The sequence below is a fragment of the Sphingomonas liriopis genome, from assembly GCF_024211255.1.
GTDB classification, from domain to species: domain Bacteria; phylum Pseudomonadota; class Alphaproteobacteria; order Sphingomonadales; family Sphingomonadaceae; genus Sphingomonas; species Sphingomonas liriopis.
Map to the genome: position 1 here is coordinate 165,044 of NZ_JAMLDY010000005.1, position 13,608 is coordinate 178,651.

The following is a 13,608-nucleotide window of genomic DNA, read 5'->3' on the forward strand; positions in this document are numbered from 1 at the left end:
CGGTTCGGTTCAACGGGGTGACACGCTGACAGCGATGGCGACGCAGGCTGCGCCCTTATTCGATGCGGCGACGCATGCCCGGCGGTGGATCGCCGATTATTGCGCGCGCACCGGCGCGGGCGACGTGCTGTGCGGCAGCGACGATCCCGCCTGGGCCGCGATGTTCGAGGAACTCGCCACGGTCGCCTCCGACGATCTCGACCATGTCCGCGAGCGCGTCCGCCGCCATGCCGCCGACATCGGCATGGGGTTCCGCATCATCGGCGAGGCGGACGAACGCCCCTGGCCAGTCAGCCCGGTGCCGCTGCTGATCGAGGCGCAGGAATGGGCGCAGATCAGCCGCGGCGTCGTCCAGCGCGCCGAGCTGATGGAGACTGTGATCGCCGATCTCTACGGCCCCGGGATGCTGGTCGAGCGCGGGCTGATCCCCGCCGCGCTGGTCACCGGCAGCCCCTATTTCCTGCGACCGATGGTCGGGCTCGAGCCGCCGGGCGGCAAGCACCTGCATTTCATCGCGATCGACCTGGGGCGTGGGCCGACCGGCGAATGGCGCGTGCTCGCCGATCACCTGCGCGCGCCCGCCGGCGCCGGCTATGCGCTGGAGAACCGGCTGGCGGTCAGCCGCACATTGGGGGGCCTGCAGGCACGGATCAACGTCCAGCGCCATGCGCCGTTCTTCGCCGCGTTCCGCGCCGGCATCGCCGCGATGTGCCGTCGCGCCGAGCCGCGCATCGGGTTGCTGACGCCGGGGCGGTTCAACCCGAGCTATCCCGAACAGGCGCATCTCGCGCGCTATCTCGGGCTGCTGCTGGTCGAGGGCGCCGACCTCGCCGCGCTGGAGAACCAGCTGTACGTCCGCACGATCGGTGGCCTCAAGCGGGTGGACGCCCTGTGGCGACGGGTCGATCCGCGCATGCTCGATCCGCTGGCGTTCGATTCGCATTCGCAGATCGGCGTGCCGGGGCTGATCGACGCTTATGCCGCGGGCAATGTCGTGCTGTCGAACGCACCGGGCGCGGGGGTGCTCGAGGCGCCGGCGTTCGGCGCCTTCCTGCCGCAGCTGGCGACGCGATTGCTCGGCGAGAGCCTGCACCTGCCCAATATCGCGACCTGGTGGTGCGGCCAACCGTCCGAGCGCGCGCATGTCGAGGAGGACCTCGACCGCATGCTGATAGGCTCCGCCTTCGGGCCGGTGCCGCTGGGCCTGCCCGGCGGACGGACGATGCCGGGCGCGGAGCTCGACGCCGGCCAGCGCGCCGCGCTGCTCGCCGACATGGCGCGCCGGCCGCAGGATTATGTCGGGCAGGAAATCGTCCGCCTGTCGACGATGCCCGTGGTGATCGAGGACACGCTCGAGCCACGCCCGTTCACGCTGCGCGTCTTCGCCGCGCGCGACGCGAGCGGCGGCTGGACGGTATTGCCCGGTGGCTTCGCACGCATCGGCGAGGGCACCGATCCGCGCGCGAGCGTGCTCGGCGAGGGGCTGTGGTCGGCGGACGTCTGCATCCACGGCGCCGACACGGTCGAGCCGGTGTCGCTGCTCCCTGCCCCCGATTCGCACCACGTCCGCCGCAATCCGGGTACGCTGCCGAGCCGCGTCGCCGACAATTTCTATTGGCTGGGCCGCTATCTGGAGCGCGGCGAGGCGCTGCTCGCGGCGATCCGCGTCATGCTCGGCAATTCGATCGACGCCGATGGTGGTGCGGCGCTGTCGTCGGCCACCGTGGGGAAACTGGTCGGGCTGATCGCCGGCGGCGGTGCCGCGCCGCATCCCGCGTCGCTCCGCCGCAGCGACCTCACCGCCTTCGCGCGCACCGCGATGGAGGACGAAGGCTGGCATTCGATCGCGACGATCAACCGCCTCGCGCGCGGCATCGGCGAAGGATCGCGCGACCGGCTGTCGGCGGACATGGTGCGGCTGCTCGAGGCGCCCTTCCCCACCCATCGCGGCATGCTCGATCGCGCGGGGTCGCTGCAGCGCCGCTATGTCGCGATCGCCGGGCTATCGGCGGAGCATATGGGGCGGACCGCGGCGTGGCGGTTCCACGACCTCGGCCGCCGGGTCGAGCGCGGCGTCGCGATGGCGCGCGCGCTGCGGGTGTTCGGTATGCCGGGGGCGACCGCGGACGACCTGTCGACCTTGCTCGACCTCGCCGACAGCCAGATCAGCTATCGCCAGCGCTACCTGACGGGCATCGCGCGCGTGCCCGTCGTCGATCTCGTCGCGCTCGATCCGGGCAATCCGCGCAGCCTCGCCTATCAGGCGGAGCGGATCAACGCGCGGCTGCGCGACCTCCCCGTCCTGAGCGACGACGGCATGCCCGAGCCGCAGCAGGCGCATGGCCGAGAGTTGGCGGCGGCGCTGGCGATGACGACCGCGGCGACGCTCGACCCCGATACGCTCGGCGATATCGAGCGGCGGCTGGCGCAACTGTCGGAAGGGATCGCGCGCCGTTATTTCCTGCAAGGCGCCGAGCCGCTGCGCGCGGTCGGGCTGACGCTGGCATGACCGGCGGCATGACCGGCGGCATGATCGACTGCATGCTCTACGACATCCGCCACATCACGCGGTTCGATTATGGCGGCAACGTCAAGTTCGCGCGCTGCAATTTGCGGCTCAAACCGATCGACTGGCCCGGGCAATGCCTCGAGGATTATGCGCTGACCGTCGAGCCGGTCGGCCGCACCAGCCCGGCGCGCGCCGAAGCGGGGCTCGCCAACGTCACCCGGCTGGTGATCGACACGCCGGTGCGCGAGCTGACGATCGAGAGTCGCTCGCGGATGCGCGTCGACCGGCTGGTGCCGGTGCCCTCGCCCGACGATCCGACGCTGGGCGAGATCGCCGCGCTCGCGCGGGCCAGCCGCGACCTGTCGGCGGCGAGTCCGGCGAACTACCTGTTCCCCTCGCCGCTGATCCCGCTCGACCACGCCATCGCCGCCTATTGCGCGCCCGACCTCGACCCCGACCGCGGCAGTCTGGAGGCGGGGATCGCGCTGGCGCGGCGGATTCAGGACGATTTCGATTTCGACGCGACCGCGACCTTGGTCGACACGCCGCCGCACGAGGCGTTCCTGCAGCGCAAGGGCGTGTGCCAGGACTTCGCGCAGATCATGATTACCGGCCTGCGCGCCGCCGGCCTGCCTGCGGCCTATGCCAGCGGCTATATCCGTACCATCCCACCGGAGGGGCAGCCGCGGCTGGTCGGTGCGGATGCGACGCACGCCTGGGTGCTATTGTGGTGCGGGCCGGTGCACGGCTGGGTCGGGCTCGATCCGACCAACGGCATCTGGATGGCGGGCGACCATATCGTCATGGCGGTGGGGCGCGACTATGCCGAGATCGCGCCGGTCGATGGCGTCGTATTGGGGTCGCAGGCGCAGCATATGGCGGTGAGCGTGGATGTGGCGCCGTTGGTGGGGGGGGCGATGTAGCCTTCTGTTTACCGTCATCTCGACTTACCGTCATCCCGACGAAAGTCGGGACCCATGGATGCGGTAGGCTGGCGTTATGCGCACCATCGGCCGTGCGCATCCATGGGTCCCGGCGTTCGCCGGGATGACGAAATAGATGGAACGCCCCGCTACTTCGTCACCGCATTCTCGTTGCCGACCTTTTCGTCGGTATCGCCATCCCCCGGCCCGGAATAGTCCATGCCGCTCTGGCCACCGTGCCCCATGAAGCCGCCGCCGACATTGTCCTTCGACCCCTTGCCCGTATGCGGGTTGGGATAGGCACCGCCGTCGCTCTCGCCGCCGCTTTGCTTGCCCGACGGCTCCTCGACGCCGTCCTTCGTTTGCTTGTCGCCGCCCATCGCCTGCATCGGTTGTGTGTCGGTCATCATGGCTCTCCTCGCCCATCCAACGAAGCAGCGACCGATTGCGTTGCGCCGCGCCCTCCCCCACATAGGCGCGTAATACACCTGACGGGGACCCAATGGCCGATCCATATCAGACCCTGGGCGTCGCGCGCGGCGCGTCCGAGGCCGACATCAAGAAAGCCTATCGCAAGCTCGCCAAGGAGCTGCACCCCGACCGCAACAAGGACAACCCCAAGGCGTCGGAGCGGTTCAGCCAGGTCACCAACGCCTATGACCTGCTGACCGACAAGGACAAGCGTGCGCGTTTCGACCGCGGCGAGATCGACGGCGACGGCAACCCCGCCGCGCCGTTCGGCTATGGCGGCGGACGCGCCGGTGGCGCGCGCGGGGCGCCCGGCGGCGGCTTCAACAGCGCCGGGTTCGAATTCGGTGCCGGCGGCGACCCGGACATGAGCGATATCTTCGAAGGGTTGTTCGGCGGCGGTCAGACGCGCGGCGGCGGCTTCGCCAGCGGCTTCGGCCGGCGCCCGCAGCCCAGGGGCGCCAACGTCACCTATCGCCTGCAGGTGCCGTTCGTCGATGCCGCGACGCTGAGCCCGCAGCGCGTGACGCTGGGTGACGGCAAGACGATCGACCTCAAGCTGCCCGCCGGGGTCGAGACCGGCACGCAGATGAAGCTCGGCGGCAAGGGCGAGCAGGGTCCCGGCGGCGCCGGCGATGCGATCGTCGCGATCGAGGTGCAGGGCCACCGTTTCTTCACCCGCGACGGCGACGACGTGCGCCTCGATCTGCCGATCACGCTGCCCGAGGCGGTGGCGGGCGGCGCGGTGCGCGTGCCGACCGTCGACAAGGCGGTGATGCTGACGATCCCGAAGGGCACGACCTCGGGCAAGACGCTGCGGCTGAAGGGCAAGGGCTTCCACAAGAAGGACGGCAGCCGCGGCGACCAGCTGGTGACGCTGATGATCGACGTGCCGGCGGATGATGCAGCCTTGCAACAGTTCGTCGCCGACTGGAGCGATGCGCGGAACCCGCGGGGCGCGATGGGCGTCTGACCCGCCAGTGACCGATGCCACCGCCCTGACCCCCGAAGACCGTGCGCACCAGCGCCACGGTGCCCGCCACACGCTCGCCAGGCTGAAACCGGGGCCCGCCGCGATCGAGGTGACCAAGCGTGCGGCGCTCGGCGTGTTCAACGACGGCTTCATCCACGCCGGCAACCTCGCCTATCTGGCGCTGATGACGGTGTTCCCGTTCTTCATCACCGCCGCCGCGGTGCTGTCGCTGCTCGGGCAGAGCGAGGAGACGCAGCGCGCCGTCGCCTCGTTCCTTCACGTCCTGCCGCCCAATGTCGCCGATATCCTGAGGAAGCCGATCGCCGACGTGCTCGTCGCGCGGACTGGGTCGTTGCTGTGGCTCGGCGGGCTGGTCGGGCTATGGACGGTCGGCAGCTTCGTCGAGACGATCCGCGACATCTTCCACCGTGCCTATGGGCTGAAGGCGACCGCGCCGTTCTGGAAATCGCGATTGTCGTCGTCGGGGGTCATCATCCTGTCGGTCGTCATCGCGCTGATGAGCTTCCTCGTGCAGGGCATCCTGACCGCGGCGGAGCAATTCATCTATCGCCTGCTGCCCTTCGCGGAAGGGCTCGCGGGCTGGGTCGGGCTGTCGCGGGTGATCCCGGGACTGGTGATGTTCGGCGCGCTGTACCTGCTCTTCTATTCGGTGACCCCAGCGAAATACCGCTATTCCAACTGCCGCAAATGGCCCGGCGCGGCGTTTACCACCGCCTGGTGGGTGGGAATGACGACGCTGCTGCCCTGGGTGCTCGGGCAGCTCGGCGGCTACGACCTCACCTACGGCAGCCTCGCGGGCGTCGTCGTGATGCTGCTGTTCTTCTACCTGATCGGCCTCGGGCTGGTGTTCGGCGCGCACCTCAACGCGGCACTGGCGGAACCCCCCGAACCGGCGCTACAGGGGGCGGCGAAGACGATGGAGGCGAAGACGGCGTGACGGGTTTGATGGCGGGCAAGCGCGGGCTGATCATGGGCCTGGCCAACGACAAGTCGCTCGCATGGGGCATCGCCAAGCAATTGTCCGAACATGGCGCGGAGCTGGCCTTTTCGTACCAGGGCGCGGCGATGGAGAAGCGGGTACGCCCGCTCGCCGAGCAACTGGGCGTCGCGCGGCTGTTCGATTGCGACGTGGCCGACATGGCCGCTCTGGATGCGACCTTCGCGGCGCTGGAGGCGGAATGGCCTCGAATCGATTTCGTCGTCCATGCGATCGGCTTTTCCGACAAGTCGCAGCTGCGTGGGCGCTATTACGACACCACGCTCGACAATTTCCTGATGACGATGAACATCTCGGCTTACAGCCTGGTCGCGGTGGCGCAGCGTGCGCGCAAGCTGATGCCCGAGGGTGGATCGATCCTGACGCTGACCTATTACGGCGCGGAAAAGGTCATCCCGCATTACAACGTGATGGGCGTCGCCAAGGCGGCGCTGGAAACGAGCGTCAAATATCTCGCCGTCGACCTGGGGCCGGACAACATCCGCATCAACGCGATCTCGGCAGGCCCGATCCAGACGCTGGCGGCGCGCGGCATCGGCGACTTCAACTATATCCTCAAGTGGAACGAGCTCAACGCGCCGTTGCGTCGCACCGTGACGATCGAGGACGTCGGCGGCGCCGGCCTCTATATGCTCAGCGACCTGTCGAGCGGGGTGACGGGCGAGATCCACCACGTCGACGCCGGCTATAACGTGATCGGCATGAAGGCGGAGGACGCACCCGACATCGCGCTGGCGTAAGGCGCAATACCGTGCCGGTCGTCTTCATCGAACGGGGTTATCGCTTTCACTTCTTCTCCAGCGAAGGCGATCCGCGCGAGCCGGTGCATATCCATGTCGCGAAGCGGGGCGTGGGCGATGCCAAGCTCTGGCTTTATCCAGAGGTGACGATCGCCTATAATCATGGCCTGGATGCTCGTACCCAGCGCTGGATCAGCGAGCAGGTCAGCCTCCGCAGAGAAGAGATCGTGAGCGCATGGCATGAGCATTTCGGTACGCGCGACGAGCGTTGAGTTCGACGAAGACCAGATGTGGGTCCGGCTCGACGACGGCCGTACGCTGGGCGTGCCGCTCGCCTGGTATCCCCGACTGCTGCATGGCGCACCAGCCGATCGCGACAAGGTGTGGATCAGTCCCAGCGGGTTGCATTGGGACGAGCTCGACGAGGACATATCGATCGCGGGTCTGATCGCCGGTCGTGGCGACATGACGCGCACGGATCGTACCGCCGCATGAGCATCAACAGTTTCGGTCACCTGTTCCGCTTCACCACCTGGGGCGAGAGCCATGGGCCTGCGATCGGCGCGGTCGTCGACGGCTGCCCGCCGGGGATCGCGCTGGGCGAGGCGGACATCCAGCCCTGGCTTGACAAGCGACGGCCCGGCACCTCGCGCTTCACCACGCAGCGGCGCGAGCCGGACCAGGTGCGCATCCTGTCGGGCGTGTTCGAGGGCCGCACCACCGGTACGCCGATCAGCCTGATGATCGAGAACGTCGACCAAAGGTCGAAGGATTATTCGGAGGTCGCGCTCGCCTATCGCCCCGGCCATGCCGATTATTCCTATGACGCCAAATACGGCTTTCGCGACTATCGCGGCGGTGGCCGGTCGTCGGCGCGCGAGACGGCGTCGCGCGTCGCCGCGGGCGCGGTTGCGCGTCTGGTCGTGCCGCAGGTGCGCATCCGCAGCTGGGTCGAGGCGATCGGCGGCGACGCGATCGACTATGCCGCGTTCGACGATGCGGCGATCGACGCCAACCCCTTCTTCTGTCCCGACCCCGCCGCCGCCGCGCGCTGGGAGGCGCTGGTCGATGGCGCGCGCAAGGCGGGGTCGTCGCTCGGCGCGGTCGTCGCGTGCGAGGCGACCGGCGTGCCCGCCGGCTGGGGCGCGCCGCTCTACGCCAAGCTCGACGCCGAGCTGGCGCACGCCTGCATGGGGATCAACGCGGTCAAGGGCGTCGAGATCGGTGACGGCTTCGCGGCCGCGGCGCTGACCGGTGAGGGCAATGCCGATGCGATGCGGCCCGGCACCGACGGCCCCGAGTTCCTCGCCAACCACGCCGGCGGCATCACCGGCGGTATCGCCACCGGCCAGCCGATCCGGCTGCGCGTCGCGTTCAAGCCGACCAGTTCGATCCTGATCCCGGTAGAGACGATCGATCGCACCGGCCAAGCCGCTGATATCGCAACGAAAGGCCGCCACGATCCGTGCGTCGGCATCCGCGGCGTACCCGTCGTCGAAGCGATGATGGCGCTGGTTTTAGCGGATCAGGCGTTGCTTCACCGCGGCCAGACGGGCCGATAACGCCCCATCTGCGGGAACCCTCTCCGTCGCCGGCCCGTTGGGGGCGAGCAATTTTTTGCAGGAGAGAACGATGCGTAAGGTCATTCCAATCATGGCGGCTGCCATGCTGATCCCGGCCGCAGCCTATGCCCAGACCACGACCGGAGGCACCGCCGGTTCGGCGACGGGCACGACCTCCGGCACGATGGGCGGACAGACGACCACTACGTCGCCGACCGATTCGACGATGTCGACGACCACCACCACCCAAAGCAAGTCGTCGAAGCGCGGCCGTAGCGGACGCGCCGGCACCAGCGGCAGCACGACGGGCGTTGATAGCTCGACCTCGACGACGACGACGGTCCCCGGATCGACGACCGATACGATGGGCGGTATGACCGGCACCGGCACCGGTACGCCGACCGGAACGATGGGTGGCAACGGCACCACGGGCACGATGGGTGGCACGTCGACGACGGGCACCATGGGCGGCACGTCGACCGGCACGACCACCGGGGGCACCACGCCGCCGCAATAAGCCGTCACCGCTGTGAGGCTCGAACAGCCGGGTGGTGCGCGCCACCCGGCTTTTTCGTGTTCGGATTAGTCCGCGAAGGGGTCGCGGACCAGGATCGTGTCCTCACGCTCCGGGCTGGTCGATACCAGCGCGACCGGGCAGCGGATCAGCTCCTCGACGCGGCGGATGTACTTGATCGCCTGCGCCGGCAGATCGGCCCAGCTGCGCGCGCCGGCGGTCGATTCCTGCCAGCCCTCCATCGTCTCGTAGATCGGCTCGACCGCCGCCTGATCCGCGGCATGCGCGGGGAAATAGTCGAGCTCCTCACCCCGCAGGCGATAGCCGGTGCAGATCTTCACCTCTTCGAAGCCGTCGAGCACGTCGATCTTGGTCAGCGCGATGCCGGTGATCCCGCCGACCGCCGCCGACTGGCGGAGCAGCACCGTGTCGATCCAGCCGCAGCGCCGCTTGCGCCCCGTCACCGTGCCGAATTCGTGGCCGCGCTGCCCCAGCCGCTCGCCGGTCTCATCGTCCAGCTCGGTCGGGAACGGCCCGGAGCCGACGCGGGTGGTGTACGCCTTGGCGATGCCGAGCACGAAGCCGACCGCCGCCGGCCCCAGCCCCGATCCGCCCGCGGCGGTGCCGGCGATCGTGTTGGACGAGGTAACGAACGGATAGGTGCCGTGATCGACGTCGAGCAGCACGCCCTGCGCGCCCTCGAACAGGATGCGCTTGCCGCGGGCACGCGCTGCGTTGAGGTCGCGCCACACCGGCTTGGCGAAGGCGAGCACGTAATCGGCGATCTCGCGCAATTCGTTCAGCAGCCCCTCGCGATCGATCGCGGGAGAGCCGAACCCGGCGCGCAACGCGTCGTGATGCGCGAGCAGCCGGTCGAGCTGCGGCCCGAGGTCGTCGAGATGCGCCAGGTCGCAGACGCGGATCGCGCGGCGGCCGACCTTGTCCTCATAGGCCGGGCCGATGCCGCGGCGGGTGGTGCCGATCTTGCCGGCGCCGCTGGCGTCCTCGCGGAGCGCGTCGAGATCGCGGTGGAGCGGCAGGATCAGCGCGCAGGTGTCGGCGATGCGCAGCGTCTCGGGCGTCGCGGACACGCCCTGCGCCGCCAGCCGCTCGATCTCCGCCTTCAAGGCCCAGGGATCGAGCACGACGCCGTTGCCGATCACGCTCGGCGTGCCGCGGACGATGCCCGAGGGCAGCAGCGACAATTTGTAGACATTGTCGCCGACGACGAGCGTGTGGCCGGCATTGTGCCCGCCCTGGAAGCGGACGACCATGTCGGCGCGCTCGGCGAGCCAGTCGACGATCTTGCCCTTGCCCTCGTCGCCCCATTGCGCGCCGATGACTGCTACGTTGGCCATGGATACAGGTCTCCGCCTGCCGGCGTTGATCCGTGCGCCCTTCGACAGGACTCGGCGCACGAACAGGTCCTGATTGCGAGGGCGCGCCTAGACGGGTGGGCGAGTGGGGTCAACCGCGGAGAACGACGTGGGATGAGACTCATGAGCTAGCCCCACGCAATTCGTCACCCCGAACGTGTTCCGGGGTCCACTGTGCGGCGAGGCGTGGGGCCAGAGGCTCTAGCGGCACGCTCGCGGATGGGTGGACCCCGGAACGAGTCCGGGGTGACGAAGGATGTGGGCAGCGTATCGTACGATGCCACGCCTATCGGAGCGCCCGCGCCTCGCCATCGGCGTACAGATGCGTGGCGAGCTGCGCCTCGGGCGTATCGCCCGGCTCCAGCGCCGCGACCGTCACCCAGCCCGCGGCGCGCATCGCCGCGCCGGCATCGGCCGGCGTCCCGAACGGCAGGAACAGGCGACGGCGATCGACCGGGCCGGCCGTGGCGAGGATCGCGTCGGCGTAGAGCGAGAAGCCGGTCGCTGCTTCCTCCGCACCACCCTCGTGCATCACGGTATAGGTGCCGCCGCGACCGACCTCGCGGCCCGCACCGGCGATGAACAGCGAAAAGCCGAGCCACGACTGATATTCGAACCCGTGCCGCTCGGTGGGATCGAGCGTCAGCGCGACGCCCTCGCCCAGCCCTGCGGCGATCGCGGCGAGCCCGTCGAGCCGGCTGGCGAGCACCTGCCCGGTATCGAACGCGCGCAGCCGCGCCATCGCGGTATCGAACGGCCCCGCCGCCTCGATCAGCGGCAGATAGGCGGGTGCGATGGCGGCGACCGCGCCAGCGTCCTTGGCGTCGAGCCGGTCCTGCAACGTCGCGATCGTCTCGGGCGCGACCGGCAGGGGCCCGGCGGCGAGCGTGGCGATGAGGTCGGGCAAGGTGAAGTCGATCGACAGGCCGGTCGCGCCCGCCGCGGTCAGGGCGGAGACGGCGACCGCCACCACCTCCTGCGCAGCCGGCACCGAATCGAGCCCGATCAGCTCGCACCCGATCTGCCGCCATTCGCGCGCCGGCGCGAGTTCGGGGCTGCGCAGCTTCAGCACCGGCCCGGCATAGGATAGACGCACGGGCCGCGGATGATGCCCCATCCGCGTTGCCGCGATCCGCGCGATCTGCGCGGTGACGTCGGGCCGGATCGCCAGCGTGCGCTGCGACACCGGATCGACGTAGCGTACCGCATCGGTCAGCGCGCCGTCCTTGAGCCGCGATCCCAGCGCATCGGCATATTCGACCAGCGGCGGATCGGCGCGTTCGTAGCCGTACAGCCGCGCGGATTCGAGCACGCGCGCCTCGATCGCGGCGGCGGCGTCGGCATGGGGGGGCAGGCGGTCGCGGAAGCCTTCGGGAAGCAGGGGTGTCATGGCCTTAAGCCCTCTCCCCGCTGGGGAGAGGGTTTGGGAGAGGGGCCGTGCCGAGCGCATCGCCGATGACGCCTAGCACCCCCTCCAGATTGTCCATCACATCGGTATTGCCGAAGCGGATCACGCGATATCCCCGTTGATGCAGCCACGCCGTCCGGCGTCCGTCGCGCGCTTGGTCGCTATGCGTGTCGCCGTCAACTTCGACGATCAGCTTCGCCGACCGCGCGACGAAATCGGCGATGAAGGGGCCGATCACCACCTGACGGCTGAACTTCACGCCGCCGAACCGTTTTGCACGCAGCGCGGTCCACAGTTCGCGTTCCGGCTGCGTCATGTCGGATCGCATGGCCCTGGCCCGGCCTAACAGCGTTTCGTCCCTTTTCGGCACGGCCCCTCTCCCAACCCTCTCCCCGGAGGGGAGAGGGCTTTGATGATTAGCTCAGAAGGTCAGGCCCATCGCGGTCTTCACGCCGCCCAGCGCCTTGACCTTCGCCAGCAACTCCGCATCGACCGGCTCGTCGACCGAGAGCAGCAGCACCGCCTCGCCGCCCGCGGAGCGGCGACCGAGGTGGAAGGTGCCGATATTGACCCCCGCCTCGCCGAGCGTGGTGCCGAGCCGTCCGATGAAGCCCGGCGCGTCCTCGTTGACCACATACAGCATCGGCCCGACCAGATCGGCCTCGACCTTGATGCCGAACAGTTCGACGAGGCGCGGCGCCTGATCGCCGAACAGCGTGCCCGCCACCGACCGCTCGCCGTCGGCGGTCTTCACCGACACGCGCAGCAGCGTGTGGTAATCGCCCTCGCGCTCGGTGCGCACCTCGCGCACCTCGACGCCGCGATCGCGCGCCAGCAGCGGTGCGTTGACCATGTTGACCGTCGCGGTCTGCGTCCCCAGGAATCCGGCGAGTACCGCGCTGGTGATCGGCTTGGCGTTCAGTTCCGCCGCCGCACCTTCGGTGTGAACCGAGATGCGCGTGATCGCGCCGGTCGTCAGCTGACCGACGAGGCTGCCGAGCTTCTCGGCGAGCGCCATGTACGGCTTGAGCTTGGGCGCTTCCTCGGCGGACAGGCTCGGCATGTTGAGCGCGTTGGTGACGCCGCCCGACACCAGGAAGTCGGCCATCTGCTCGGCGACTTGGATCGCGACGTTGACCTGCGCCTCGGTGGTCGACGCGCCGAGGTGCGGCGTGGACACGAAATTGGGCGTGCCGAACAGCGGTGACGCCTTGGCCGGCTCCTCGACGAACACGTCGAGCGCCGCGCCGCCGATATGGCCGCTGTCGAGCCCTGCCTTCAGCGCCGCCTCGTCGATCAGGCCGCCGCGCGCGCAGTTGATGATCCGCACGCCCTTCTTCGTCTTCGCCAGCGCCTCGGCCGACAGGATGTTGCGCGTCTGGTCGGTCAGCGGCGTGTGCAGCGTGATGAAGTCGGCGCGCGCCAGCAGCTCGTCGAGCGTCACCTTCTCGACGCCCATCTCGACCGCGCGCTCGGGCGTGAGGAACGGGTCGAACGCGACGACCTTCATCTTGAGCCCGCGCGCGCGGTCGGCGACGATCGAGCCGATGTTGCCCGCGCCGATCAGGCCGAGCGTCTTGGCAGTCAGCTCGACCCCCATGAAGCGGTTCTTCTCCCACTTGCCGGCCTGCGTCGAGGCGTCGGCCTCGGGCAGCTGGCGGGCGAGCGCGAACATCAGCGCGATGGCATGTTCGGCGGTGGTGATCGAATTGCCGAACGGCGTGTTCATCACCACCACGCCCTTGGCAGAGGCGGCGGGGATATCGACATTGTCGACGCCGATGCCGGCGCGGCCGACGACCTTCAGATTGGTCGCGTGATCGAGGATCGCCTTGGTCACCTTGGTCGAGCTGCGGATCGCGAGGCCGTCATAATTGCCGATGATCGCGATCAGCTCTTCGGGCGTCTTGCCGGTGATCTCGTCGACCTCGACGCCGCGCTCGCGGAAGATCTTGGCGGCTTGCGGGTCCATTTTGTCGGAGATGAGGACTTTGGGCATGGATATTTCCTTCGAACAAGGATCGTCATCCCCGCGAAGGCGGGGATCCATAGTCGCTGGTGTTGCGACACTTTCGACGACCTGTAATTATGGATCCCCGCCTGCGCGGGGATGACGT

At 68.9% G+C, this 13,608-nt stretch carries 14 protein-coding genes; 9 read left to right on the forward strand and 5 right to left on the reverse strand.

The features are described 5' to 3' along the window. Positions 1 to 34 precede the first annotated feature (34 nt). Together M9979_RS05590 and M9979_RS05595 are read left to right on the forward strand one after the other, a co-directional pair. Entirely contained in the window at positions 35 to 2,509 is a 2,475-nt protein-coding gene (locus tag M9979_RS05590) for a circularly permuted type 2 ATP-grasp protein (protein ID WP_254288354.1), read from the forward strand. 32 nt (positions 2,510 to 2,541) lie between these two features. Beyond that, on the forward strand, positions 2,542 to 3,432 hold the full coding sequence (locus M9979_RS05595; RefSeq protein WP_254288407.1) for a transglutaminase family protein: 891 nt from the start codon (positions 2,542 to 2,544) through the stop codon (positions 3,430 to 3,432). Between the two features lie 149 nt (positions 3,433 to 3,581). Here the strand turns inward: M9979_RS05595 and M9979_RS05600 are convergent, their stop codons facing one another. Then, positions 3,582 to 3,842 (reverse strand): hypothetical protein, encoded by a 261-nt coding sequence (locus tag M9979_RS05600; RefSeq protein WP_254288355.1) that lies wholly within the window; start codon positions 3,840 to 3,842, stop codon positions 3,582 to 3,584. Between the two features lie 92 nt (positions 3,843 to 3,934). On the opposite strand from M9979_RS05600, the gene M9979_RS05605 reads away from it, so the two are divergent. From M9979_RS05605 to M9979_RS05635, 7 genes are all read left to right on the forward strand, one after another. Further along, entirely contained in the window at positions 3,935 to 4,873 is a 939-nt protein-coding gene (locus tag M9979_RS05605) for a DnaJ C-terminal domain-containing protein (protein ID WP_254288356.1), read from the forward strand. A gap of 7 nt (positions 4,874 to 4,880) precedes the next feature. Further along, entirely contained in the window at positions 4,881 to 5,831 is a 951-nt protein-coding gene (locus M9979_RS05610; RefSeq protein WP_254288357.1) for a YihY/virulence factor BrkB family protein, read from the forward strand. Further along, a complete protein-coding gene (gene fabI, locus M9979_RS05615; protein WP_340689047.1) occupies positions 5,828 to 6,631 on the forward strand; it encodes an enoyl-ACP reductase FabI in 804 nt (267 codons plus the stop codon). Before M9979_RS05610 ends, fabI begins: the two co-directional genes overlap by 4 nt. 11 nt (positions 6,632 to 6,642) lie before the next feature. Then, a complete protein-coding gene (locus M9979_RS05620; protein ID WP_254288358.1) occupies positions 6,643 to 6,903 on the forward strand; it encodes a DUF4160 domain-containing protein in 261 nt (86 codons plus the stop codon). Next, positions 6,872 to 7,126 carry a DUF2442 domain-containing protein gene (locus M9979_RS05625; RefSeq protein ID WP_254288359.1) on the forward strand — a complete coding sequence of 85 codons (255 nt, stop codon included), beginning with the start codon at positions 6,872 to 6,874 and terminating at the stop codon, positions 7,124 to 7,126. Before M9979_RS05620 ends, M9979_RS05625 begins: the two co-directional genes overlap by 32 nt. Further along, entirely contained in the window at positions 7,123 to 8,193 is a 1,071-nt protein-coding gene (aroC, locus tag M9979_RS05630; RefSeq protein ID WP_254288360.1) for a chorismate synthase, read from the forward strand. The genes M9979_RS05625 and aroC overlap by 4 nt, the downstream gene beginning before the upstream one ends. A gap of 70 nt (positions 8,194 to 8,263) precedes the next feature. After that, positions 8,264 to 8,710 (forward strand): hypothetical protein, encoded by a 447-nt coding sequence (locus M9979_RS05635; protein ID WP_254288361.1) that lies wholly within the window; start codon positions 8,264 to 8,266, stop codon positions 8,708 to 8,710. 65 nt (positions 8,711 to 8,775) lie between these two features. Here the strand turns inward: M9979_RS05635 and M9979_RS05640 are convergent, their stop codons facing one another. From M9979_RS05640 to serA, 4 genes are all read right to left on the reverse strand, one after another. Further along, complete coding sequence (locus tag M9979_RS05640; RefSeq protein WP_254288362.1) at positions 8,776 to 10,065, reverse strand: adenylosuccinate synthase; 1,290 nt, start codon at positions 10,063 to 10,065, stop codon at positions 8,776 to 8,778. 304 nt (positions 10,066 to 10,369) lie between these two features. After that, positions 10,370 to 11,473, reverse strand: coding sequence for an ATP phosphoribosyltransferase regulatory subunit (locus M9979_RS05645; RefSeq protein WP_254288363.1), 1,104 nt, complete (start codon positions 11,471 to 11,473; stop codon positions 10,370 to 10,372). 4 nt (positions 11,474 to 11,477) lie between these two features. After that, positions 11,478 to 11,807, reverse strand: a complete 330-nt coding sequence (locus tag M9979_RS05650; RefSeq protein ID WP_254288364.1) for an endonuclease domain-containing protein — start codon at positions 11,805 to 11,807, stop codon at positions 11,478 to 11,480. Between the two features lie 105 nt (positions 11,808 to 11,912). Next, entirely contained in the window at positions 11,913 to 13,490 is a 1,578-nt protein-coding gene (gene serA / locus M9979_RS05655) for a phosphoglycerate dehydrogenase (protein WP_254288365.1), read from the reverse strand. Positions 13,491 to 13,608: the final 118 nt, after the last annotated feature.

What these genes read in the sequence shown, in the direction of transcription:
- M9979_RS05590 (WP_254288354.1), top strand. Translation starts at nt 35, where the DNA reads ATGGCGACGCAGGCTGCGCCCTTATTCGATGCGGCGACGCATGCCCGG.
- M9979_RS05595 (WP_254288407.1), top strand. Translation starts at nt 2,542, where the DNA reads ATGCTCTACGACATCCGCCACATCACGCGGTTCGATTATGGCGGCAAC.
- M9979_RS05600 (WP_254288355.1), bottom strand. Translation starts at nt 3,842, where the DNA reads ATGATGACCGACACACAACCGATGCAGGCGATGGGCGGCGACAAGCAA.
- M9979_RS05605 (WP_254288356.1), top strand. Translation starts at nt 3,935, where the DNA reads ATGGCCGATCCATATCAGACCCTGGGCGTCGCGCGCGGCGCGTCCGAG.
- M9979_RS05625 (WP_254288359.1), top strand. Translation starts at nt 6,872, where the DNA reads ATGAGCATTTCGGTACGCGCGACGAGCGTTGAGTTCGACGAAGACCAG.
- aroC (WP_254288360.1), top strand. Translation starts at nt 7,123, where the DNA reads ATGAGCATCAACAGTTTCGGTCACCTGTTCCGCTTCACCACCTGGGGC.
- M9979_RS05635 (WP_254288361.1), top strand. Translation starts at nt 8,264, where the DNA reads ATGCGTAAGGTCATTCCAATCATGGCGGCTGCCATGCTGATCCCGGCC.
- M9979_RS05640 (WP_254288362.1), bottom strand. Translation starts at nt 10,065, where the DNA reads ATGGCCAACGTAGCAGTCATCGGCGCGCAATGGGGCGACGAGGGCAAG.
- M9979_RS05645 (WP_254288363.1), bottom strand. Translation starts at nt 11,473, where the DNA reads ATGACACCCCTGCTTCCCGAAGGCTTCCGCGACCGCCTGCCCCCCCAT.
- M9979_RS05650 (WP_254288364.1), bottom strand. Translation starts at nt 11,807, where the DNA reads ATGACGCAGCCGGAACGCGAACTGTGGACCGCGCTGCGTGCAAAACGG.
- serA (WP_254288365.1), bottom strand. Translation starts at nt 13,490, where the DNA reads ATGCCCAAAGTCCTCATCTCCGACAAAATGGACCCGCAAGCCGCCAAG.